The 25,384-nt window shown below is 60.4% G+C and carries 11 protein-coding genes; 9 read left to right on the top strand and 2 right to left on the bottom strand.

Features of this window, described 5'->3' with window-relative positions:
* Window positions 1-5 precede the first annotated feature (5 nt).
* From ACEN9T_RS24640 to ACEN9T_RS24630, 3 genes are all read left to right on the top strand, one after another.
* Window positions 6-2,126 (top strand): site-specific DNA-methyltransferase, encoded by a 2,121-nt coding sequence (locus tag ACEN9T_RS24640; protein ID WP_413707347.1) that lies wholly within the window; start codon window positions 6-8, stop codon window positions 2,124-2,126.
* A gap of 3 nt (window positions 2,127-2,129) precedes the next feature.
* Window positions 2,130-4,745: a DEAD/DEAH box helicase gene (locus ACEN9T_RS24635; RefSeq protein ID WP_413707346.1), complete on the top strand. Its 2,616-nt coding sequence runs from the start codon at window positions 2,130-2,132 to the stop codon at window positions 4,743-4,745.
* Window positions 4,746-5,079: 334 nt separating this feature from the next.
* Complete coding sequence (locus tag ACEN9T_RS24630) at window positions 5,080-5,709, top strand: hypothetical protein (protein ID WP_413707345.1); 630 nt, start codon at window positions 5,080-5,082, stop codon at window positions 5,707-5,709.
* An 89-nt stretch (window positions 5,710-5,798) separates the two neighbouring features.
* Here the strand turns inward: ACEN9T_RS24630 and ACEN9T_RS24625 are convergent, their stop codons facing one another.
* Window positions 5,799-6,272 (bottom strand): hypothetical protein, encoded by a 474-nt coding sequence (locus ACEN9T_RS24625; protein WP_413707344.1) that lies wholly within the window; start codon window positions 6,270-6,272, stop codon window positions 5,799-5,801.
* A 918-nt stretch (window positions 6,273-7,190) separates the two neighbouring features.
* On the opposite strand from ACEN9T_RS24625, the gene ACEN9T_RS24620 reads away from it, so the two are divergent.
* Window positions 7,191-7,559 (top strand): hypothetical protein, encoded by a 369-nt coding sequence (locus tag ACEN9T_RS24620; protein ID WP_413707343.1) that lies wholly within the window; start codon window positions 7,191-7,193, stop codon window positions 7,557-7,559.
* A 151-nt stretch (window positions 7,560-7,710) separates the two neighbouring features.
* On the opposite strand, the gene ACEN9T_RS24615 is transcribed toward ACEN9T_RS24620, so the two are convergent.
* A complete protein-coding gene (locus ACEN9T_RS24615) occupies window positions 7,711-8,691 on the bottom strand; it encodes a hypothetical protein (protein WP_413707342.1) in 981 nt (326 codons plus the stop codon).
* Window positions 8,692-9,435: 744 nt separating this feature from the next.
* On the opposite strand from ACEN9T_RS24615, the gene ACEN9T_RS24610 reads away from it, so the two are divergent.
* From ACEN9T_RS24610 to ACEN9T_RS24590, 5 genes are all read left to right on the top strand, one after another.
* Window positions 9,436-10,641, top strand: a complete 1,206-nt coding sequence (locus tag ACEN9T_RS24610; RefSeq protein WP_413707341.1) for a hypothetical protein — start codon at window positions 9,436-9,438, stop codon at window positions 10,639-10,641.
* 733 nt (window positions 10,642-11,374) lie between these two features.
* Window positions 11,375-21,583 (top strand): hemagglutinin repeat-containing protein, encoded by a 10,209-nt coding sequence (locus tag ACEN9T_RS24605; RefSeq protein WP_413707340.1) that lies wholly within the window; start codon window positions 11,375-11,377, stop codon window positions 21,581-21,583.
* Window positions 21,584-22,126: 543 nt separating this feature from the next.
* On the top strand, window positions 22,127-22,471 hold the full coding sequence (locus tag ACEN9T_RS24600; protein WP_413707339.1) for a hypothetical protein: 345 nt from the start codon (window positions 22,127-22,129) through the stop codon (window positions 22,469-22,471).
* A gap of 175 nt (window positions 22,472-22,646) precedes the next feature.
* Window positions 22,647-23,531: a hypothetical protein gene (locus ACEN9T_RS24595; RefSeq protein ID WP_413707338.1), complete on the top strand. Its 885-nt coding sequence runs from the start codon at window positions 22,647-22,649 to the stop codon at window positions 23,529-23,531.
* A 111-nt stretch (window positions 23,532-23,642) separates the two neighbouring features.
* On the top strand, window positions 23,643-25,337 hold the full coding sequence (locus ACEN9T_RS24590) for a ShlB/FhaC/HecB family hemolysin secretion/activation protein (RefSeq protein ID WP_413707337.1): 1,695 nt from the start codon (window positions 23,643-23,645) through the stop codon (window positions 25,335-25,337).
* Window positions 25,338-25,384 lie beyond the last annotated feature (47 nt).

Genomic DNA, 25,384 nt, shown 5'->3' with positions numbered 1-25,384 from the left:
TGCCTGTGTCCCGATTGACAGACCTGATTGCCCAAGCCAGAGCTAGAGACCAACAATTAGGGGCAGATCTTGATCGGGAGTTCAAGGTTCTGTCAGCGCGCTTGCCTTTCGGTTTGAATTTTGAGCGCCACCGTCCCGAAGTCGTGGAGTTGCCTCAGCGGATTGTCCGTAAAGGAGACAAGGTGCGTGTGCTGCCGCCGCGCGGCACGACAAAAAGGGGCGATCAGCGCTTATGGCAAGTAAAGAGGATCGACAAAACCACGAAGCAAGCCGACTTGGTTCTGCTACGTGTGGACAACATCGAGACGCAGACGGTTGCACTCGATGACCTAGTGGTAGTGGCAGAGTTCAGTGACACGATCCATCCTGGCCTTATTAGCACGGGTAAGGTGCAGTGGGGGGGTGACAAACCCTTCCATACCGTAATCAACGGTGAGAATTACCACGTCCTAGAGGCGTTGACCTATACGCATCGTGGCAAGATTGACGCTATCTATATAGACCCCCCGTACAACTCGGGAGCAAAGGACTGGAAGTACAACAACGACTACGTAGAGGCCGATGATCTGTACCGCCACAGCAAATGGCTGGCAATGATCGAGCGACGTTTACTGATTGCGAGGGAGCTTCTGAACCCGGCAAACTCGGTGCTTATCGTCACCATCGACGAAAAAGAGTATCTGCGGCTAGGCTTGCTGCTCGAACAGACATTTCCCGAAGCCCGGGTGCAAATGATCAGCAGCGTGATCAACCCCAAAGGAACTGCTCGAGCCAACGAGTTCTCTCGCATTGACGAATACATATTTTTTGTAGTCCTTGGCGAGGCGAAACTGACGCGTTGGAGTCGGGATATGCTGACCGAACGCGACTATTCCGACGATGAGGACGTGCGCTGGCGCGGCCTCGCACGCACGGGACGTAAAGGGTTGCGTCCGCACAACCCAGGATCGTGGTACCCCATCTACATCAAGGAGGATGGGTCGGGTATACATTCCGTCGGCAATACCGTACCACTTGGTAGCAACGATCCCGTCGATACGCCGGCTGGCACAATTGCGGTTTGGCCACCTTCTAGCGATGGGCAACAATACAGTTGGTCCGTTGTGCCAGACACGCTGCGCGAGTTAATGTCACGTGGTGCCGTAAAGACTGGTCGAGTTGATCTATCGCGAAACTCGGTCCCGATTTATTACCTGTCTTTTAACCAGCTTCAGCGGATTGAAGACGGTGACATTAAGGTGATTGGCCGGGCATCGGACGGCACATTGCAAATCGCCTATGCGAAGGGCAGTCGATCTACGGCGCCAAAAACTATATGGAACATGACCTCTCATGATGCAGGCAGTCATGGGACCAACATGATTCGCACATTTCTTCCCGGTAGACGTTTCCCGTTTCCGAAAGCGCTTTACGCCGTTGAAGACGCATTGCGCTTTTTTGTGGCCGACAAGCCGGAAGCAATCGTTCTCGATTTCTTCGCGGGTTCGGGTACGACGGCTCACGCTGTTATGCGCTTGAATCGCCAGGATGGCGGGCGTCGCCAGTGCATTTCCGTGACGAACAACGAAGTAGCGGCGGACGAGCAGAAGGCCCTACGAGAACAGGGATTGCGTCCCGGCGATCCAGCGTGGGAGCGACACGGCATTTGTGATTTCATTACGAAGCCGCGCGTTGAAGCCGCCATTACGGGTAGGACGCCTGATGGCCAACCGGTCAAGGGTGACTACAAGTTCACTGATGAATTTCCGATGTCTGATGGATTCCAGGAGAACGCTGAATTTTTCACGTTGACCTACGAAACGCCTCTGTCGGTTAATCACAACCTAGCCTTCGGCCGAATTGCGCCGCTGCTTTGGTTGCGGGCTGGTGCTCGTGGACAACGAATCGACAAGTTGCCTCCGGACGGTTGGGCTGTTGCGGATGCGTATGGTCTCCTGGCTGACGTGGATGCGGCGACGCCTTTCATCAAGGCGCTCAAAGCAGCCCCCGCAATTAAGGTGGCCTACATCGTCACGGACGATGACCGGCGTTACCAGGCGATTGCGCGCCGACTCCTCGATGGGGTGGAGGCTGTGCGCCTATATGAATCCTATTTGACCAATTTCAGTTTTGCTCACGGAGACTGATGGATGAAGTTCACTCTCAAGGATTACCAGCGCGATGCCGTGCGCGATGCCTTGACCAATCTCGGCAAAGCACGCAGGTATTGGCGCAGTGAGAGGGACAAAGCTGCCTTCTCCCTGACAGCAGTTACCGGCGCAGGTAAAACTGTCATGGCAGCCGCGGCGCTCGAGGCGCTGTTCCACGGAGATGATGAGTTCGGCTTTGAAGCTGACCCTGGCGCAGTTGTGATTTGGTTCAGTGACGATCCCTCCTTGAACGAACAAACGCGTTTCCGGCTGATGGAAGCTAGTGACCGCATCAACCATACCGACATGGTCGTGGTGGAGAACACCTTTAACCGGTCGAAGTTTGAGGCCGGAAAGATCTACTTCCTCAACACGCAAAAGCTGAGCAAGAACAGCCTGCTGGTACGCGGATTTGATCAGGAAGAGCTTGAAGCTAAGGCGGGCACCCTGTTGCCAGAGACCCGCCCGGACCTTCGTGCTTACACGATTTGGGACACCATTCAGAACACTATCGAAGACCCTGACTTGACCCTGTACTTAGTGCTCGACGAGGCGCACCGAGGCATGGGCGGTTCTAACGTTGCCAGCCAGAAGGCCAAGAGCACTATCGTCCTTCGTTTAATCAACGGCGCCAGCGGTGTGCCTGGTATTCCCGTGGTCCTGGGCATTTCCGCTACTGTAGATCGCTTTAACGATGCGATGGAAGGCGCAGTCAGTCGTCTCAAACTGAATAACGTGACCGTAGACACGTCCAAAGTGCAGGAGTCTGGTCTTATCAAGGACACGATACTGCTCGACATTCCGGACGAGGCTGGGGATTTCGATACAGTACTTGTGCGTCGTGCAACTGATAAGTTGAAGGATTCCACGCACGCCTGGGCCGAGTACGCTAAGCAGCAGGACGAATCGCACACAGTTGTCCCACTACTCGTGTTGCAGGTGCCGAACACACCAGATCCAAATGAGATTGGACGCGCTCTGGACACCGTCTTTGAGCAATATCCGGATTTGCCACAGGGCAGTGTGGCGCACGTTTTTGGTGAGCACACTACGCAGCGCTTCGGTAAGCGCGACGTGCCCTACATCGAGCCGCAGCGCGTTCAGGAGTCAACCTGGGTCCGCGTTCTGGTTGCTAAAGACGCCATCAGCACGGGGTGGGACTGTCCCCGTGCCGAGGTAATGGTGTCCTTCCGCGCCGCCACCGATCGCACGCACATCACACAGTTGCTTGGTCGCATGGTGCGCTCTCCGCTTGCACGCCGTATCCCTGGCAACGAGCGATTGAATACCGTCGATTGCCTGTTGCCCAAGTTCGATCGGAAGACAGCGATCAGCGTGGTCGATGCCCTGATAACAGGTGACGATACGCAGGGAGCAACGCCGGGTCGGATTCTGCTTGACTATGTTGAAGTCAGACCTAACCCCGACGTTCCCCGACCCGTGTGGGAAGCATTTGAGGCTCTACCATCGCAGACGCGTCCGCAACGTGGTGCTAAGCCGGCGAAGCGGCTGACCGCGTTAGCGCACGAGCTGGCATCGGATGGGATTTTGCCGAATGCGGGCAAAGTAGCGCACGCTACGTTGCATGAAGCGCTTGACCGGTTCCAACAGGACAACCATGCAGTGATCGCAGCGAGGCGGAAGGCAGTGTTGACTGTGGATGGTCGCACCGTTCGCGCCGATCTGCAGGGCAAGGGAAAGAGCTTCAATCAACTGTGGGAAGAGGATGCCGATGCAGCAGCAATCGCGGATGTCTATCGCCGCGCTGCGCATGTTCTCACACAGGATATTGCACGCACATACGTTGATCATCTCGCCTACAAGGTAGCTGACCCGGCCGAGGATGCCGAAGAGTTTCTGGATGCCATCGTTGAAGCGCGCGTTACCGTGGCCGGTCTCGGACTGGTGACTGACGTCCAGGCTTATTTTGACGGGGCGGCCAATAGTCTAGTGCGAGGCTGGATGAATCAATATGGAGCACAGATCAAGGCACTGAACGATGATCGCAAGGAGTCGTATCGGCAAATCATCGAGATGAGTGCAGAGCCGCAAGATGTCGAGTTGATTAAGCCGGAAGCACGTTATGAGCCGACCAAAGTGCGCGATGGCGACAGAGTGCTCGATTTGCCGACCTGGAAAAACCATTTGCTCTGCGACGAGAACGGCAACTACCCAGCCGAGCTGAACGCGTGGGAAGCAAAAGTGGTTGAGACGGAGTCCGAGCGCGCGGGATTCGCCTTCTGGTATCGCAACCCACAGCAGCCCGGACAATCGTCGCTAGGCATCGCCTACCTGTCCGATGAGCAATACCGGATGGTGCGCCCCGACTTCATTTTCTTTGCGAAGCTCGATGACGGAACCGTTGTTGCGGATTTGATTGATCCACACGGCACACACCTTAGCGATGCGATTCCAAAGCTGCGCGGACTTGCGCAGTATGCACAAACTCATGCGATGTCCTATCGTCGTATCGAGGCTGTGGCGGAAGTGAACGGCAAGTTGCGCGTGGTAGATCTGACCCGTGACGACGTGCGAGCGGCAATCGATGCGCTCCAGGGTGGCGATGTCACTGCGCGTAGCTTGTTTGCCGGGAGTTTGGCCGCCGACTATGAGTGATATCCAGAGGCGAAAACTCAGGTTTTCCACCTGAGTTGGTGTGTGCGTCATTTTCGTGCAAAACCTCCTGTGAGGGAGGCTTTGCACGAAACCGGCAATAGTTCCGCCTACTGCGATGCCTCATCGTACATTCTTGCCAGCCAGGAGCGAGATGCCTATATCGGCGTCGATAGAACATAAATCGGCATCCGCATTTTCTGCGTTCTCCTCATGGCGGTGAGTCCAACCCTTTTCCCTTATGTCAGTGCCTGAGTCCACCACCCAAGCCACTTCAGCACGCAGGGGCACTCCCGAAATCGTATCCAGCGACTCTCCATTGGCGCTTATCGTCGACATGCTCACCCACGAGAACGGCGAGGAGTCGCGCTCATCTTCGCTATACCATTGGACCTTCTGGCTAGGAACGGCATCGCTTGGAATTGGGCTTGGTGCGTTGGCACTGTCGGGGGTGTGGCACAGCGAGGTTCCCCTCTGGGTCGCGGCTATGGCGCTTGTTGTCGGCGCCATCGTGGCGCCTATCAACGTCTTCGTCGGCGTAAGGGAGACGTGGATTGATCTGAAAGGCCTTCAAATTGATCTCCTTCGCTCTGTATCAAAGCGGCTGGCTAAACGACGCAACCTCGTATTGGAAATTGGGATGGCGTTCAGCTATGAGGAAATCACTTTCGCGCGGGACTTCCTCAGATCCATTGCAACGCAAACGCGGTCCAGGATTGGGCTCATCGTGGGCGCAATAGACAAGATCGGTGTCCTTGCCATCATTGGGTCTGTCACTGTTGTGCTGATCAAATTGCCAGACCAAGGACGGCTTTCATACACGTTGTACGCTGGGACAGTTGTTGGCGTCTTCTTCTACATGGTCTTTGCTCACATGTGGGCGACGGTCAGTTCCTATGAGCATCACGTCGTTCTCTTGGAACATGCGGCACAGCACGCGCAAGGGCGCGCTAATTCGAAGGTATGACGCCACTCCATAGGAAACGCGCAACGCGTTGAACAAAAAAGGCCGCCCTCTGGGGCGGCCTTTTTTACATCAACCCATCAAGGCTCACCTCACTGCGCAGGCGCCTCCTCCACCTTCTTCCGCGCCCCCCGACTAAACCGCACCGACAACGCCGCCCGAGCCGTATCCAACGCCTCGCCCTTGCCGGCTACCTTCAGATACGCATACCCCTCGAGCGAAGCCGTCATCAAGTCGCTACCCAGTGCCATCTGCGAGTCATGCATCTTTTCGAGCAGCTTCTCCACACGAACGACTCGAGGGCGCAACGCATCAAACGCCGCCAAGTCGCGCTTCACTTCCGCCAGGCTGTAGTTCACCGAAAGCACGCCGGGGTTGTTACCCAGCACTTCAACGGCCTTGCGGCAAAACGCTTCTGACTTGTCGCCCATCTTCGTGATCGTCATGCGCTGGTCGATCGACAGATCGATTAGGCCCGCGAGCTTCTCTTCCAGCGTCTTCAATGCGGCATCCACGGCGCTCAGGTCTGCGGTGGTGAGTTGAAGCGAAATCAGGTTCTGTGACATTGCATTCCTTCTCTACGTAGTAACAAGGTCGCACCAATTAGCGCGACCGGGCGAGATTGGTTTGCTACGGGCCCGATATCAAGGCAGGTCACCACTTTTGACAGAAGCAGGGGCGGTGGCGTCCCGGCGCAGAGGTTCGAGGTCGGAGCGCAGGTCTCAAATCGCCGATCACGCATGTCTCTTGCCCGAGGACGGGGGCTTCGGATTCGATCTCGAACCGTTGCAGGCGGATCGCGAGCCCCAAACATTCGCATTCCGCTGTCGGGGCTCGAAATTTTCGAGCCCCGACAGCGGGCTTTGAACCTCGGGCAGTGGCGCGCCAGTCCGAACGCGTCGGCGTCGGGGCTTTGATGGCCAAGCACGGCTCTCGGAGCTCCGATGTATCGAATGTTTTTGAGCCGAGTTCGTGCCTCTGAGGGCCGTGGGTGGCGGTGTGATGGCGGAGCTCCGTTCCCAGGTTGCCGAAATCGAATGTTTGACATCGACGCACGCATCTAAAACTGCGTCGCTCGGCGCGCTGAAGGAAGGCGACGCGGCGCAACAGCCCAAGCTTGCTTCGCGCAGGCTCGATCCCCGCACGTATTGGGCCGAAATGCGGGGTGCGCTCTCGGCCCTTGGGGCGCGGGGCCCCGGGGCAGAGAATCGGAACTTGGAAGGTGCCCCCATCGCTATAATTGCCCCGCTGCCGCACCAACGGCAGCCGGGTCTGGCGATCCGTCTGAAGTACTTCCTGTGAATGCATGTCGCCTTGCGCGACGTGCTGCGTTCGCTCGCGCAAGCCAGTTCATGGCGGGCCGGGCGGGGAGACCTTCGGGTCTGCCGGCGCCACAGGGAGCCGGTTCGCCAGCCCCGCCGTCAGGCCCGCCACCCCTCATCTGGCGATGAGCGGCAGGCCTCTTCAATCCCTGTGGAGGCTTCATGCCAAGTTCTCAAAGCGGGAATCGCCCTGCGTCGTATCCATCTCCGCCAACATCGCAACCGCCGCCGGCCACGTCATCCGACACAGGCAGGCTCACCAAAAACCGCACCTACCTGAACGGCGCAATCGCAGCGCAGGCGTATCTCAAGCGCACACGCACCGCCATGTGCACACACGGCCAATGCCGGCCAGGGATGCTGCGCGAGCAACTGCAGCAGTTTTCGGCACACGCCTTCCCGCCGGCCTTCATCAAAGGCTTTGTGGATGCGATTGATGCTTACGTATCGATGTCGCTCGGGGGACGCGAAGTCGATCCGCAGACGTGGGACGTGTTAGCCGCCATAGAGCGGCGGGGCTACAGCCAATAAAAACAGATTGACGCATTCCCGAGACGGGCGGGAATGCCAACAGAGGCAGCGCTTCAGGCCCGCTCGTGCCAAGCCAGTCTCCGCCTCTTCAACAGCTCAACGCACTCGACTTGCAGGTCGGTTTTCCTGACCGCGTCTGCAGCTCGTGCGTTCACGTCGGCCGCTTCAAGAATACGGCTTCAATATGAGCGCGGTCGGGCGTACCGAACTGATCGGTAAAGAATTTGGCCGTGTCGCGAAACTCAACGGCCGTGCCGTGAAACGGGTCGCGTATCGAAAGATGAAACTGTCCGTTCGCTTCCCGAATGCCGTCCAGCATCACCATGTGCCCGGCTTTTCGGAGCATGCATGGCCCCATGTCATTGATCTTGCTCGCAAGATCCCGCCACGCCTGTTTGCGGCTCGGGTGCGCGGCGCCAAACAGGCCCGTCTTGTAGTTGAGGTCGTGCTCCACCAGGATCGGGGTCCATCCAGTCTGGTGGTGTAGCGAAGCCATCAGGTTGGCGGTTTCACGGGTTTTGCCAAGGGCCGCTTCGTAACCGTGGGCGGTATCGCGGTTGATGTGCCCGTGGTCAAACATCATCATCAGTTCGCAGGCGCCCGTGCAATCACGAAAACCCGGCTGCGGCACCATCACCTTGCCGTTCCCAAGCGGATAGGCCTTGAATTGCCAGCCGACTTGAATGGGGCTGACCGTATTGCCGTTCACCTCAAACGCTGCGTGCTTGGCATCGGCGGCTAGCTTGATGCCTCCAATGCGCTTGGTGACGTATTTGGCCGGAATGTCGTAGATCTGCCCCTTCCCCAACTGCGAGAAGTAGCGGTCGTTGTCACCCTCCGCGCGCGGGAACCGCCGGACGGCACCATCGCTGCAACGGACCATGGGCTCCGCCATCGGCGCGTACTTGATATCGGGCGGGATGCCATAGGCAGCGGGCGGGCGCTCATACATGGCCCCGACCACCGTTGAGATGCCCCTGAAGTGCGAGAACTCAGCGGCCGGATACACCGACCGATGTGGCCCTTCTGGCAACGCCGGAGAACCGGGCGGGCTCTGCCGTGACGACGATGCTTCGCCAACGGTCGCATGGCTGCTGCTGGGCGCCGTGGCGCTGATCGGACGTCTCGGCAAGGGTGCGCGGCGGCGCATGGGCCCATCGGCGTGTGAACTGATTCCCGCGCGCCGCGCAGCCGGCATGCCGTCCGGGCGCTGCAGCACGCGCGTAGAACGTTGCGGTGAATCCGTTGAGGCAGGCTGCCTTGCGGCAGTCGCGTCCTGTTCCAACTGAAGGCCGCTGACTCTCTGATGCAGCTCTGCGTACGCAGCTGGATCGTGCGGCACATTGTTGAACTTGGTGTCCATACGGGGGTTCGCAAAGCATGATTGGCAGTCGATGCTGCCACGCAGGCAAGACACCCGCCCCGCCCGCTGGCGAAGCAACGAAGTCGTGTGCGAAGCAAGAGGTTCTCCATACCTGCCCAGTCGCAACGCAGAGCGACTGGCGCCAACAGGCCTTCTCAAATAGCGGGTCGACTCACTTCGCGCTGGTCCATTCGAACGGCCCGTAAACGGCGCGATTCCGACCTTCAACTTTCCTCATGGTCATCTTTAAGCGCGCGCACGGATGCTAGTTTGATTCAGCGTGATAGCACGCATGTAGGCAAAAGGCACCGGCCTAAGCGGATTGCTTTGCCGGGCCGCAATGCCCCTCAGCGCGAAGGTGCCGCTGAGTCGGGTGCTTTCTCAAATAAGCATGAAAATTGACGAGGTCGGGAAATGACAAACGGTAGTGTGGCAGCGGACACGCGTCGGCAAGAAATGTACGCGCGCGCAAATCGCAGTCTGTTCTCTCATCGGCATGTGGCAGCAGCTTTGATGGCACTTGCCTTATTCGGCTGCGGCGGCGGAAACGATGATGCATCCACCAGCGGCGCGACGACGCAAAGCAGCAGTGGCAGCGCACCAGGCTCGGCACAAACAGGCACCGGCACCGGCGCTGGCGACGTTAAGCGGGTCATGGGTACGGACACCAACGCTTCCGCCGCGATTCTCAGCAAGATGGGCAGAACGGGGCGTGTGCAGATCGGCCTGGGTTCGGGGCAGTCGATTGCCGATATGCAGGCCCAGGGCATTCGTCCTGACATTGTCGACGTCTACCTCGTAGGCGTTGGGTCAGGCGCCTGGACTTCGTGGAACAGCCCCACCGGCGCATACGTGACCTATCAGGCCAAAAACGCCATCAGCTATGGCGCGACCCCGATGTTCACGCTCTACCAGATGGCCCAACGGGGCGACGGTAACCTGAGCGGCATCAACGATGCGAGCTTCATGAATGACTACTGGTCGCAAGTGCGGACGATGTATGACCGCATCAACGAGCTCGACACCGCGGTGCTGGTCAACCTGGAGCCGGACTTTTGGCCTTACGTCTACGCGCAGGCGCCTAACCACGACATGACCCAAATGCCTGCCGTGCTCAATAACCAGCCGGAATGCAGTTGGATGGCGAACACCGCCGCCAACATCGGCAGCTGTCTGGTGTCGATGGCGCGTTGGCATGCGCCCAAGGCGCTGATTGGCTTTCCCCCGGCATTCTGGAATGCCACGCCAGACGTCTTCGCAAAGCAAATGCAGCTCATTGGCGCGGATCGTGCCGATTTCATCGTGGCGCAGACAAGCGACCGCGACGCCGGCTGCCTCGAAGCCGCGGCCGTTGGGGAATGCATGGGCCGCAGTGGTCCGTTCTACCTGGACGAGAACAACGTCAACACGCCCAATTTCCACCAACAGCAGAACTCGTATTCAGCCTATCGTGACGCGCTGGGCAACGGGCTGCCGATTCTCTGGTGGCAAACGCCGTTGGGTGTGCCTTCCGACACCCCTGGCGGCACGCCCGGGCACTACCGAGACAACCACGTTGACTACATGCTGCGCAACACGTGGGAGTACGGCGGCATGCACACCTTTGCCATTGTGTTTGGCGGCGGCGGTACCTATTCGACGAACATCAACACCGACGGAGGCCAGTTTGCGCGCCTCTTCGGTCAGTATCTGACATCGGGTGGCGTTGCAGCGATGTAACTGTGGGTCGGAGGGGCGCATTGGCGCCCCTTTTGATTACCGAGGAATATGGCCAACAAGCCGGCGCCAGTGATGGAACTGCCGGCGCCAACCGTGCCAACGGTGAGGCATCGGCAGCCTCATCCGTCCTCATCTTGTGATGGGTTTGGGACGCATGCTTCCGGGTGCCGCATGGTCTTTGGCGGGTGTGGGCTCTAAACAATCCATCTGCGAATTGCTGGGGCTCGATCCGGCCGCCATCAAGACTGCTTGTTGAAATGAGGCTGTAAAGTCTCAATTAATCTGAATTCAATATCGTCGAATTCAGATCTAAGTATCTATAAACGTCGCGCAATTGCATCGATTTTGCAGTTCGTGATCTTCGCGGCGGCCGCTTCGATTATCATCCGCGCAAACACAAAAAAGGCAATCGCTCTGCAACAGACAGGGCGAGGCCGGTCGGGGTGTCGTTCCATTTCACGATGGGGCAGGGAGTGCTTTCGCATGAGATTCCATCTCAGGCGCGCTGTCGCGCGTCGCCACCTTGTTGTGCCATTCGGCCCAGCACTCCTCTAGCCAGCGTCCTGCGCTGACCCGCCCCTTCGCCTGACTCGGAACCGCCCCCTCGGCTGCTGTTTCAGGCGCACGCCTGTTGTCTGCGTCGCCCCTTCGTGCCATTTCCCAGCCTGCTTTGCGAACGTTCACGCGAGCGCTAGCACGCTGTTGCCGTCTGCCGTGTCAGTAGAGAAGCATCATGAACGCCAAGTGTTATCGAACTGTCTTCAACGCCGTGCGCGGCATGCTGGTTGCCGTGGAGGAAACGGCTTCCAGCACCGGTAAGGGGCGCAACGCGGGCCGCCGGGCATCCGCCCTGACGTTGAGTGCGGTGGCCGCGCTGGTGGCGCCGGGCTTGAACGCGCAATCGCTAACACCAGATCGCAATGTTCCAGGTCCCCACCCCGTGGTGGGGGTTGCGGCGAACGGCACACCAGTGGTGAACATCAACGCGCCTTCGGCCGGTGGTGTCAGCTCCAACGCGTTCACGAACTACAATGTCGGCCAAGCTGGCGTTGTGCTCAACAACAGCGGTCAGAATTCCCAGACGCAAATCGCTGGCTGGGTGCAGGGCAACCCCTTCCTGGGCAATACCGCTGCGCGCGTCATCCTGAACCAGGTCACCAGCGGTAATCCTTCTACGCTGGCTGGTCCCACGGAAATCGCGGGCAACCAAGCCAGCCTCATCGTCGCCAACCCGGCGGGTATCACCTGCGCGGGCTGCTCGTTCATCCAGGCGCCTCGCGTCACGCTGACCACCGGCACGCCAAACTTTGATGCGCTGGGCAACATCTCCAGCATCTCTGTCCAGCAAGGGCAAATCACCGTCAACGGCGCGGGCCTCGATGCGCGTGGCGCGCAGCTCGACTTGCTGTCGCGGGCCATGGCCATCAACGGCCAAGTATGGGCTGAGCGTCTCAATGCGGTGGCGGGTGCCAACAACGTTGACTACGGCAGCGTCACGCCCATGGCAATTGCAGGCGTGGGCCCGGCGCCGCAGGTCGCTATTGACGTCGGCCAACTGGGCAGCATGTACGGCGGTGGTGCCACGCGGCTGATTGGTACCGAGCAAGGGCTGGGCGTCAACATCGGCGGCAACCTGGCTGCGCTCACTGGCAGCCTGAGCCTGGCTGCCAACGGCGATGTCACCATCACGCCGACAGGGCGTGTGCAGAGCGCGGCGGACGCCAGCATTTCTGCGCCCAATGTCAGCAACCAAGGCGTTATCACCAGCCCTGGCAACGTGACGGTGTCTGGAAGCACGACCAACACGGGCACCTTGGTTGCCGGCGGTAACGCAACACTCAGCGGGCCGCAAGTCATCAACAGCGGCACCATTGGCGCGGGCGTGGATACGAACGGCAATGTCACGCAGCCGGGCACCGTGGCATTGAACGCAACGGGTGCAGTGCGCAACAGCGGCAATCTGCTGGCGGGTCAGAGCATCGGCGTGACTGGTGCAAGCATTGACGCGAGCAACGGTAACGTCGCGACACAAGGCACAGTCTCGCTGTCCGCCACGGGTGATGTGGCCACGCGCAGCGCGACCATTTCCGGGGGCAACGTCACCGTCCAGGCCGGCGGCACGCTGGACAACACAGCGGGCAGCCTCTCGTCAAACACCACGCTGCAGGTGGGTGCCCAGCGGGTCGTCAACCAGAGCGGTCTTCTGGCTTCGACCGGCAACACCAGCATCAACACTGGCTCGCTCGACAACACCTCCGGTGCACTGGGCTCCAACAGCGGCAGCCTCACCATTAATGGTACGGGTGACATCACCAATGCCAAGGGCAAACTGGTTGCTGCGCAAGATGTCTCCATCACGGGCGGCAGCTTGGGTAATCAGGGCGGTACGGTGTCCGCCCAGAACCTCTCCTTGAACACCGGGACTGGCGCGGTCGACAACACCGGCGGCACCGTTTCCGCTGCTGGCACGGCAAACGTAACGGCCGGCAGCCTCGTCAACCAGGGCGGCACGCTTGCCGCTGCGGGGAATGTCGCTGCAAGCGTGGCCAGCCTGGATAACACCTCGGGCGTGCTCGGCTCCAGCAGCGGCACGTTGAATGTCAACAGCAGCGGCGCCATCACGAACGCAGGCGGCAAGTTGGTTGCCGCGCAAGATGTGGCGCTCGCGGGCGCGAGCCTTGGCAATCAGGCCGGCGCAATTTCAGCGCGCAATCTGGCGCTCAACACGGGTGCGGGTGCTGTAGACAACACGGGCGGTTCGATGGCCGCCTCGGGTACGGCCAACATCCAGGCTGGCAACCTCGTCAACCGTGGCGGCACACTCGCCGCTACCGGCGATGTGACCACGACGGTCGCCAGTGTGGACAACACGGGTGGTGCGCTGGGCTCCAATACCGGCAACCTGACCGTCAACAGCACGGGTTCGATTGGCAACGCGAGCGGTGGCAAGCTCATCGCTGCGCAGGATGTCACGCTGAATGCCGCAGCGATTGGCAATCAGGCGGGTACCGTTTCTGGCCGCAATCTGTTGCTCAATGCTGGAACAGGGGCCATCGACAATACCAACGGCACGGTGTCGGCATCGGGCGTGGCAAACGTTCAAGCGGGCAGCTTGGTCAATAAGGGCGGCACACTTGCCGCCAATGGCAATGTGCATGCCACCGTCGTGATCCTGGACAACACCTCGGGCGTGCTGGGCTCCAGCACCGGCAACCTCAAGGTGGACAGCAGCGGCGCCATCACGAGCACGAGCGGCAAGCTGATTGCCGCACAGGACGCGACATTCAACGCCGCCAGCTTGAGCAACCAAGGTGGTGCCATTTCGGCGCGCAACCTGTTGGTGAGCACAGGCGCCGGCACGGTGGACAACACCAATGGCCAAGTCTCCGCCTCCGGCACGGCAGATTTGACGGCAGGTAGCCTCGTCAACCGGGGCGGTACGCTCGCTTCTGCTGGGGACATGACGGCCACCGTGGCGAGTGTGGACAACACCGGCGGCGCACTCGGTTCCAGCGCGAACAACCTCATCATCAACAGCACCGGCAACATCGCCAGCGCAAACGGCAAGCTCATTGCCGGCCTGGATGCGACCTTCAACGCTGCAGCCGTGGGTAACCAGGGCGGCACCATCTCCGCACGCAATCTCACGCTCAACACCGGCACGGGGACGGTCGACAACACCAGCGGTACGGTGTCAGCGTCCGGCGTAGCCAATGTCACCGCTGGCAGCTTGGTGAACCAACTGGGCACGCTGGCTGGCGCAGGCAATGTCACCGCAAATGTGGCGAGCCTGGATAACGCCTCCGGCGTGTTGGGTTCCAGCACTGGCACCCTGAACGTGACCAGCACGGGCAACATCGGCAACGCGGGCGGCAAGCTGCTCGCGGCCCAAGACGCCACGCTGGCGGCAGCCAGCATGGGCAACCAGGCTGGCACGGTCTCTGGTCAGAACGTCACCCTCAACACGGGCACAGGCGCGCTCGACAACACATCAGGCAAGGTTTCCGCCGCGAACGCGCTGCAATTGACCGCTGGCGCGGTAACCAACCAAGGCGGTACGCTGGCCGCGACTGGCGATGTGCACGCCACGGTAGCGAGTCTGGACAACACCGCCGGTGGCATTCTCGGCTCCGGTCAAGGTGGGCTGACGCTCACCAGCACCGGCAACGTCGCCAATGCCGGCGGCAAGCTCCTTGCCACGCAAGACATCCAGCTTCAGGCGGCAAGCCTGGGTAATCAGGCCGGTACGGTGTCCGGTCGCAATGTGACCGTCAACACCGGCACAGGGGCGCTGGACAACACCGGTGGTGCTATTGCCTCCTCGGCCGCGCTCGATGCAACGGCGGGCGCTATCACGAACGCCAACGGCGGCGTGATGCAGGCGGGCACGACGCTGAACACCCACAGCCAATCGCTGGCCAATACCAAAGGCGCGATGATTGGCAACGCAGTCTCGGTCAGCGCCAACGCGCTGACAAACCAGCAAGGCACGATTTCATCGAACACCGCGCTCGACGTGCAAAGCCAGACCTTGGCCAATGACCAAGGCAAGCTGGTGTCCAACGGTGTGTTGACGGTCAATACCGGCACGCTCACCAACGCCGGCGGTCAGGTCGCATCCAACAGCGATGTGACGGTGAATGGCGCGACGGTCGACAACTCCGCCGGCCTGATGCACTCCGGCGGCACGCTGACGGTATCCGGTGCCAACCTGCTCAACAAGAACACCAATACGGCCACGACCGGCATGGAAGGTGCGAATGTGGCGCTCACCGCCACGACGTCGCTCGACAACACGGCCGGTGTCATCCGCTCAGACCTGAACACCCAGCTCACGGCGCCGTCCATCAACAACACGCAGGGCTCGATTCAATCGGCAGGCACGGTGGGTGCCAAGGCGACCGCTGCATTGACCAACACCCAGGGCAACCTGAACGGCACCAAGAGCGTGGGCGTAACGGCTGGCCGGATGAGCGGTGACGGCACCGTGCAGTCGCAAGGCAGTGTGTCTCTGAACCTGCAGTCCGACTACAACAACAGCGGCACGCTGGCTGCTGGGCAAGACGTGTCCGTTACGACCACGGGCAACGTCACCAACTCGGGCACGATGTCCGCAGGCCGCAACCTGGCGGTGTCGGCCAACAACATCACAAACACGCAAAGCGGCCAACTGATTGGCACGGTATCGAACACGCTGACCGCGCAGGGCACGCTGTCCAACGACGGCCTTATCGACGGTGGCGCAACCGTCGTGCGTGCCAACAACGTCGTCAACACGGGCCGCCTGTATGGGGATTCGGTCTCGATTGCGGCCAACACGCTGACGAACACCGTCAACGGCAGTGGCGTGGCGGGCGTCATCGCCAGCCGTGGCGACATGGACCTGGGTGTGCAGACGCTCAACAACCAGGAACATGCGCTGATCTATGCGATTGGCAACATGCGTGTTGGCGGGGCGCTCGACGCGAGCAACCACGCGACTGGTTCGGCTCAGAACGTGACCAATGGCTCGGCCACCATCAACGCCGATGGCAACCTGACCATTGCAGCCGCGCAAATCAACAACCAAAACAACCACTTTGCGACGACAGACCAGACGTCGCCCGGCCAACACGTCGTGTCGTATCGGCTCAACGGGTCGACGCAGGACATCGACCCGACAACGGTCATGTTCATGCAGACGAACACGGGCAGCAGCGCACCCGGTACGGATTGGCAGTGGCTTGGTGATGCACGTGTGGGCGTCATGGTGTTGCCATCCACACAATATCCGTTCAGCCGCTTCGGCCCGCCGTTCACCTACAGCAACGGCACGGGCGGTGGTGGCGTCGGTATGGCCTATGTGCCGGAGACACCGTGCTGGCAGGATGCCTGCACGCAGCCGACCAATCCCGAGCAGTTTCTCTATAAGACCACGGACGCCATCTGGGGTGTATTTGGCATCGCGCCGCCTCAAGAGATTGGCACACAGCCAGACCCGAGCACCTATCAGCAGTATTGGCAGTATCAAGCGGACCTGGCGGCTTGGCAGCAGCGGCATGACGCCGCCGTTGCGCAATACCAGGTGCTGAACAACGCCATCACGGCATTCAACACCGACCTTCGCAATCGCCAGGTCGAGAGCTTCACCATCTACGACGGCACTCAGCAGGTGACCCGCACTGTGGTCACGCAAAGCGACCCGGGGATGATTACGTCCGGCGGCAACATGACGTTGAATGCCGGCGTAGTGAACAACGTGGCCAGCCAGATGGTGGCGGGCGGCGACCTGACCGGCAGCAACGTGATTGGCACTCGGCCGGTCAACGTTGGGATGCAGGGTACGCAAACCGTCACGACGACCGGAACCGCGCAATACACCTATGTTGGCGGGGGCGGCTCATTCTCGTCCGACCACCGGCAGTACGACAGCTCGCCGTGGCAAGGGCAAACCATCCAGACCAACTATCAACTGGATGTGAGCCCCACCAACGGCAGTGGGCCGAACAGCCAACCTACGGTTAAGTCCGTCGCGGTGACGACCAAGGCGGGCGTCGGCAGCGGCAATGGCACGAGCGTTGCGGACCATATGACCATCGCAACCGACCCGATTCAGCCGGGAGCTGCCTCGGTGACGGTGCCCAACAGCGGCATCCTGCGCATCCAGACATCGTCGATTGCCACACCCGCTGCCGGCTCCGTCAGTGCCGCGACGACTTCCGTGACGCTGCCCGGCAACGTGGTTATCCGCACCGTGGTGCCGAACCTGACGCTGCCGAACAACGCCCTCTACCGCATCATCAGCGATCCAGGCAGCAGCGTGCTGGTGGAAACCGACCCGCGCTTCACCAACTTCCGCCAGTGGACATCGAGCGACACCATGCTGTCGCAGTTCCGCAATGACCCGGGTACCACGCTCAAGCGCATCGGCGATGGCTTCTACGAGCAGCAACTGATTCAGCAGCAAATCATCCGCGCGACGGGTCAGCGCTTCATTGGCGACTACACCAGCAACGAAGACGAGTACAAGGCGCTGCTGGCCAACGGCGCTGCAGCCGGCAAGGCCTTTGGCTTGAACGTCGGCACGGCGTTGACCGAAGCCCAGATGGCGCAGCTCACCAGCGACATCGTCTGGATGGTCAAGCAGACCGTGACGCTGGCGGATGGCAGCAAGCAGGAGGTGCTGGTACCCCAGGTCTACCTGCGCGCCAAGGACACAGACATCACCGGTGGCGGTACGTTGATGGCAGGCAACAACGTCAGCTTCAACGCCAAGGGCGACGCGACGAACAGCGGCACCATCGCCAGCCGCAACGTGACGGTGGTCACGGCTGACAACATCGTCAACACCGGCACGCTGGCGGGCAGCACGCTGCTGGCGCAGGCTACGCAAGACATCAACAACCTCGGTGGCCATATCCAGGGCGACCAGGTGCTGCTGTCTGCCGGCCGTGACGTGAACCTGACCAGCACGACGGTTCAAACGAAGAACATCACGACCACCGGCACGAACATCAACCAAGTGGCGAGCATCGACGCCGGTGCACTGTCCATCCAGGCTGGTCGTGACGCCAACCTGGCGGCCGTTGCCGTCAACACGGCGGGCAATGCCACCATCACGGCCAACCGCGATGTCAATCTGACTGCGGTGCGCCAGTCGAACGAAGAGCACGTCGTCTGGGGTGACAAGAACCGCTCGGACCGCTCGTCGTATGCGGATGCTGGCACGCAAATTCAGACCGGTGGCAACCTCGCCATTGGTGCGGGCCAAGATGTGAACGCCACGGCCGCGTATGCAAACGCGACTGGCGGTATTCAGGTGGCTGCAGGTCGGGACGTGAACCTCAACGCAGGCCAGAGCCATCAGGACGTGCGCGACGAGCACTTCCAGACGGAGAAGGGCTTCCTATCGACGAAGACCACGCACACCATCGACTCTGCAGGCCAGACGAATGCGGTTGGCACCACGCTGTCTGGCGACACGGTGACCGTGGCGGCGGGCCGCGACCTGACGGCAAGGGCCGCCACCATTGCCGGCACGGGCGACGTGAATCTCGCCGCCGGCAACAACCTGACCATCACGACTGCGGACACCGCCACCAATGAGTCGCACTTCAAGGACGTCAAGAAGAGCGGCCTGGGTAGTGCGGGCGCGGGCATTTCGTACGGTACCAACCAAGTCACCGATACCAGCAACGACACGGTGCGCGGCTCGCAAGGCAGCCTGATTGGTAGCACGGACGGCAGCGTCCACATGCAGGCTGGCAAAGACTTGCACATCACGGGCTCTGATGTGGTGGCTGGCCAGAACGTGACGGGCATCGCGCAGAACGTGACCATCGATGCGGCGACTACTGACCGTCACCACGATGAGACGCATGAAACCAAGAGTTCGGGCTTTACGCTCGCGGTGAAGTCGCCGATTCTGGACGCTATCCAGAACGTCCAGCAGCAGGCCGAAGCGGCCGGCAACAGCCAGGACAAGCGCGCAGCGGCACTGCATGGGATTGCCGCCGCCAGCGCGGTTGCGGACCTTGGCGCGACGGCTGGCGCTATGGCGGCTAAGCCGGAAGCCAAGATTGAACTGAGCTGGGGCTCGCAGTCGAGCAAGACCACCCAGACCGAAGACAGCACCCAGCACAACGGCAGCAACATCAAGGCGGGTGGCACGGCGGCGTTCGTGGCGACCGGCGACGGCACGCCGGGCAGCGGTAACGTGAACATCGTCGGCTCCGACGTCAACGCAAAGAATGTGCTGCTGCAGGCCAACAATCAGGTCAACCTGACGGGCAGTACGGACACGGACAGCACGCGCAGCACGAACGAATCCAAGAGCGCAAGCTTTGGTGTCTCGTACGGTACGGGCGGCTTTGGTGTGTCGGCATCGATGTCGAAGGCACACGGTGATGCGAATTCGGATGCCCAGACACAGAACAACACCCACATCAACGCGAGCGACACCGTCACCATCGTCAGTGGTGGGGACACCAACATCGTGGGCGCCAACGTCAATGCCAACAAGGTGCTGGCCGACATTGGCGGCAACTTGAATGTCGCCAGCACACAGGACACCAGCCATAGCACGTCGCATCAGGAAAGCACAAGCGGTGGCTTTAGCGCGAGCATGGGCGGCGGCAGCGCAAGCTTTAGCCACAGCAGTGGCAATGCAAGTGGCAACTACGCCGGCGTCAATGAGCAATCCGGTATCCAGGCGGGTGCAGGCGGGTTCGATATCAACGTCAAGGGCAATACGGACCTCAAAGGCGCAGTCATCGCCAGCACAGCAACGCCTGACAAGAACCAGCTGACCACGGGCACGCTGACCTTCTCGGACGTCCAGAACCATTCGGACTACAGCGCGTCCAGTGGCGGTTTCAGCCTGAGCGGCTCGCTGGGCAACGGTGGTGACAACTACAAGAAGCCCGGAGAGACGAAGAGCAGAAATGTCGGCGGGGGTGCGCCGATGCTCAGCCAGAACGACAGCGGCAGCGAGAGTGCCACGACGCGCAGCGCTATCTCGCAGGGCACCATCAACATCACCGATAAGGCGAACCAAAAGCAGGACGTGGCCAGCCTGAGCCGCGATACGACTGGTACGAATGGTACGGTGAGCAAGACGCCGGACCTGCAAAACCTGCTGAATAACCAGGCTGACATGATGTCGGCTGCGCAGGCGGCGGGCCAGGCAGTGGCGCAGCGCATCGGTGACTACGCTGACGGCAAGAAGAAGGAAGCCGAGGGTCGTCTGGCTCAGGCCCAGGAAGCCTACAAAAACGACCCATCCGATGCGAATCAGGCGGCAATCAATGCAGCGCAGGCGGACATCAACGGTTGGAAGGAGGGTGGCCTAACTCGTGCAGGTATGCAGGCGGCTGGCGCTGCTGCCGTGGCTGGGCTGGGCGGAGGCAATGCACTTGGCGCTGGAGCGGGCGCCGGATTGAGCTCACTCGCGGCAGGCAAGCTCAACGAATTGTCGAGCGCAATTGCAGGCTCCAGCCCAACTGGCAACAAGAACGTCGACGAAGCGCTGGGCAATATTCTTTCCAACGCCTTGGCGACTGCCGTGGGTGGGGCGGTAGGCGGGAATGCCGGCGCGTTCTCGGGCTACAACGTGGACCGCTACAACCGCCAATTGCATCAACAAGATAAGGACCTTGCCAAGAAGGTCGTGGCTGCGAGCGGTGGCAGGTACACCCTTGCCCAAGTAGAGGATCAGATGCGGCTGTCTGATTTGGTCGACATGAACGGACGAGTAGTAGAGTCGGGCAAAGGAGACCTAATAAATACCGCAACGACAAAGATTCAAGATGATGGTGCCAAGTGGGAACCTGTGCCGGGTACCACGTACATCGTTCAGAAGCTTCCCCAAGCTGACCCAGACATCATCTCGCTGATTGCGACGGTCCAGAAGCAAACGATAGGAGATGTACCTTACTCAGCGCGGCAAGACTATGGCAGCGTTCCTGGCGCTACGACGCCAGTCGCGCGAACGGTTACGGCGCGTTGCGGCGGGCTGCAAGCGGATTGCCTCGCCGGATTGCCACCGCCGATGACTGATGCTGAGTTCAATGCGCGGCGTACGGGTATTGCCGACGTTGCGAACAACTTTGGGACGCAGGCCGGTCGCGTAAGCGCAACCGCAGGTGCAGTGGCCTACGCAAATTCTGCGAATCCTGTAATCGGTGTTCCTGCGGCGGCAATATCGTTTGGCTTTGGCGTCGTCAACTTTGCAGCTGGCGGTATCGAGCAAATCGCGCGACCCGACATTGGGCAGTACAGCTATGAAAATGCTTTGGGCCTTGGCGTCAAGGTTGCAAGTGACCGATTCCCGGTATTCTCGCCGGCTATTAATGAGGCTGGTGAGGCGATTAAATCATTGCAAACCTCTTCGGACATCAAGAATTGGATAAATAATCAGTGGAACTCGAGGTTTAGTGACAGTAGGAAGGGAGCAAGGCAATGAAGCTAATTCGCGACGGAAATTTTTCGGGAGCCGTTAGGGTTCTGTTGTTTCTTCTTGGTATCGGTATTGGGTATGTGGCGCTTGCTTGGGAAGTCGCACCAAGTGCACTGCGAATCCTTCTTTTCATGACTGCTGTAGTGCTGTGCGCCTTAGGGGGGTACAGCTCGTGGGCGCATATGCTCGGGGTGCAGCCATTTGGAGAGTCCTCTTGGCGAAAAGCGAAGAAGACATATAAGGACGATGCGTAAAGTTTTCTGCCGCAAACGATACTTTCAGCACCCTGGTCTCATCACCGTATGGCGGTGAGACCTCAGCAAGATACATATGCACGCTAGATTTCACCTCATGGTTTGGGCAACGCTCCTGACCTCCGCCTGCACCGTTCTCCCGCAGCCGACTCACGATGTCACGGTCGAGAACCCAACCTACGACCCAGCCGCCTCCGCCCGTGTCCGCTTTCTGTCGAGTAACGGCGGCGCTGGCGCATCGTTTCGCCCTGGCGAAGGTTGCTACAAAGAGGTCTATACCCAAGACGAGAAGCGCGTGAGCGTCATCGACGGTTTTTGGGCCGCCTGGAAATACTCGTCCCGCAGCGTGACGATCGGCATGCCCCAAAGCCCGCGCCCCGACATGCGCGTGGAAGGTTTGCAGTTCAAAGATTTCATCAAGGAATATGTCGTCCCCGCAGCGAAGCCAATTACCGTCACGATGTTGGCTTCCAACTGTACGCCGCCTGCGGTCACGTTCGTGCCTGAGCCTGGCAAGGACTACGACATCTTCGTGCAATTCGGCAACAGGCAGTGCTGGGTTTCGGTAAAACGCATTGATGACAAGGGCACGGACGAGACCGTTCCACTGGCACGTGCGCCGAAATGTCCGGCGTCTTGAGGGCTTGTTGCCGGCCACACGACTGACGCAAGCCCTTGGTTGCCACTGGCCGCTTGGAACGAGAAGCCAACAGGCCGAAATCCCACCGACCCCGTATCCATTTACATCGGCATTCGCTCCCGAGAAACGAGCGCGATGCCGTGCGAAGCATTTCTAGTAGAGGGAACTGAAGAAGATGCAAGAGAAATTCCGAACCTACCTGTTGGCAGCTGCGGCGGCGGCAATGACCGTCGCCTGCGGTGGCGGTGGAGACGACGCCGGCACTAGCAACAGCGCGACTTCGCAAGGATCTGCAACCACGACCGATGCATCCTGCTTCGTGCTCCCCGCTACCGGCAAGACCGCGACCGTGACAGCAACCTCGACAATCCCGGTTCAGGTTGAGATCGCCACGCTGACCGGGCTGGGTACGCAAACGTTCGAGGGCCAGTCTTACCCTGCGCTGGACGAGCGCAACCGCATCGATCAAGTGATCGGCAGCGACGAGCACCATACCCTTTACATGCTGCCCGGCGCCCCGTTCCTGCCGGCAGGGGCCGTGAGCTTTCCGTCCGCTGGCGATACCGACCCGTCGTATCGCTATGCCTACACCTATACGCGGATGACCCTGGAGCAGTTGCGCAACGCCGTGCTCAGCCGCATGGCGACCTACAACTTCTCGCAGGGGCTGACCTATTCGGGCCTGACTTCGATAGTCCCAACGGTGTCCGACTTCCAGTTGAACACGCCCGTCACGCTGCTGATGCTCGAGCAACGCGCCGGGGGCACCGATCCGCTACCGTCATCCTTCTCGCCACGGTATCTGAAGGAGCTGACCATCACCTACGCCGGCCGCGAAGACGTCACGGTAGGCAGCACGACGTATGCACAGGCATGCAAGCTCAATGTCACCGTGCGCCGGTCCAACTTCAGTACTGTTGGCCTGCCGTTCGACATTGACAACGTCGTAACGGGCTCGACATGGTTCGCCCCAGGTGTTGGCTTGGTGAAGACATCCGTACCCGCGCCGATCCTGGGCAGCGCTGGTTCGCTTTCCGCAACCGTAGCGCCAGCACAGTAAAGGCCTCGCTAAACAGCTTCGTGCGACGGCAACGGGCGGTATTGCTGCCATTCCTTGCCGCGCACGAAGCCGCGCTCATTGAGGCATTTTCTCTCTCAACACGTCCACATCATGCTGTCTGCTGTTTCCCGCGCTGCCGTCCTGTTCGTCGGCTCGCTGAGTTCGATTGCGCTTGCGCAGGTCGCAGCTCAGCCCCCCACCGGCCCTGGCCCGGAAGTCCAACGTCTGCAGGAGCAGCAAGCCGAGCAAGCGCGTGAGCGTGCCAATGCCCGCCCAGACGTCTTCACGCCACCCGCGCCCGCCCAGGCTATCTCTCTGTCCGCGCTGCCGAAGGAAACGCCATGCTTCCAAATCCACGGCATCACACTGGAAGACAACGTCTTCTCGTGGTTGCCCGACCTGCTCAAGCCCATCAATGGCCAGTGTGTTGGCAAGCAAGGGCTGGAGGCGATCGAGCTGCAGGCAAACAACGCCCTGATTGAACGGGGCTATGTCACCTCGCGGGTACTCATCCCGAAGCAGAACCTGGCCAACGGTACGTTGCGGCTCAAAGTGTTGGCAGGGCGCATTGGTGCCATCCGCAATGCATCGGAAGACAACATCGGCTGGGCACGGATGGTGTTGCTCGCCGGCCCTGGAGACCTGTTGAACCAGCGCGACTTGGACCAGGCGCTGGAAAGCATTCGACGCCTGCCGGGCCAGTCGCAGACGAGCTTTGACATCGTTCCTGGTGAGCGTGTTGGCGAATCGGACATCGTGCTCAAGCCGGGTACTGACAAGCGTTGGCACGCGTCGCTGTCTGCGGACAACACGGGCTTGAAGTCGACGGGCAAGTACCAGATGAGCGGCTCGCTGGTCATCGACTCGCCGCTGCACCTCTATGATCAACTGTCGATTTCCGCATCGTCCAATACGGACCGAGGTTCGACCGCCGCGGGCACGCGTTCCTACTCCATCAACTGGAGCGTGCCGGTGGGCTACGCCACGCTATTCGTCGGTGCCAATCGCTCGCGCTACAACCAGACGGTGGCGGGGTTCGAGGAGCCCATCGTCTACAGCGGCAATAGCTCTGAAGTGAATGCCGGTATCAGCGGAGTGCTGCATCGCGATGCAACGTCGCGCACCGGCGCGCAGTTCAAGCTCTTCCGCAAAATCAATCGCAACTATCTGCAAGACACTGAGATTGCCGTCCAGCGTCGCGACGTTGTCGGCTACGAGGCCTCGATGTCGCACCGTCACTATCTTGGCCCGGTGGTGCTCGATGGTGGCGTTGCTTGGCGAGAAACATTGCCCGACCACTCCAACGTGCCAGGCGTGGTCGTTGGTGACCCCGGCTACGGCGGGCGCTCACAAGTTGAGACAGCCAACGCGAGCCTGTATTGGCCGTTCAAGCTGGCCAGCCAGATGTTCGAGTACACGAGCAACTGGTCTATCCAGCACGCCCGCACGCGTGTGCTGCCCAGCGACTACTTCACCATCGGTAACCGCTACACCGTGCGCGGCTTCGACGGCCAACTAACGCTGGCGGCCGAAGATGGATGGTTCTGGCGCAACGAGTTGGCGTGGCGTGTGGCCGGCCAAGCTGTCTATGCCGGCGTCGATATGGGCAAGGTGCATGGCCCCAGTGCGGAATTCCTGCTTGGCGACAAGTTGGTGGGCGCCGTTGTTGGTGTGCGCGGACGCGTGCCGTCGGGGCCCTACATGGCCTTCAACTACGACGTGTCGTTTGGTTGGCCACTGTACAAACCGGCGGGCTTCCGCAGCCAACAGCCGGCAGTGATGGCGCAAGTTGGCGTGGAGTTTTAGCGTCCAGCGTCATTGATTAGTCATCAATGAGTTGCGGCCGCCCACCG

Source organism: Ralstonia sp. Ralssp110, from assembly GCF_047325135.1.
In the GTDB taxonomy this organism is placed as follows: domain Bacteria; phylum Pseudomonadota; class Gammaproteobacteria; order Burkholderiales; family Burkholderiaceae; genus Ralstonia; species Ralstonia mojiangensis.
Note: the sequence above shows the minus strand (reverse complement) of the source record. Positions and strands in the feature narration are given on the sequence as shown.

What these genes read in the sequence shown, in the direction of transcription:
- ACEN9T_RS24635 (WP_413707346.1), top strand. Translation starts at nt 2,130, where the DNA reads ATGAAGTTCACTCTCAAGGATTACCAGCGCGATGCCGTGCGCGATGCC.
- ACEN9T_RS24630 (WP_413707345.1), top strand. Translation starts at nt 5,080, where the DNA reads ATGCTCACCCACGAGAACGGCGAGGAGTCGCGCTCATCTTCGCTATAC.
- ACEN9T_RS24625 (WP_413707344.1), bottom strand. Translation starts at nt 6,272, where the DNA reads ATGTCACAGAACCTGATTTCGCTTCAACTCACCACCGCAGACCTGAGC.
- ACEN9T_RS24620 (WP_413707343.1), top strand. Translation starts at nt 7,191, where the DNA reads ATGCCAAGTTCTCAAAGCGGGAATCGCCCTGCGTCGTATCCATCTCCG.
- ACEN9T_RS24610 (WP_413707341.1), top strand. Translation starts at nt 9,436, where the DNA reads ATGGCACTTGCCTTATTCGGCTGCGGCGGCGGAAACGATGATGCATCC.
- ACEN9T_RS24605 (WP_413707340.1), top strand. Translation starts at nt 11,375, where the DNA reads ATGAACGCCAAGTGTTATCGAACTGTCTTCAACGCCGTGCGCGGCATG.
- ACEN9T_RS24595 (WP_413707338.1), top strand. Translation starts at nt 22,647, where the DNA reads ATGCAAGAGAAATTCCGAACCTACCTGTTGGCAGCTGCGGCGGCGGCA.
- ACEN9T_RS24590 (WP_413707337.1), top strand. Translation starts at nt 23,643, where the DNA reads ATGCTGTCTGCTGTTTCCCGCGCTGCCGTCCTGTTCGTCGGCTCGCTG.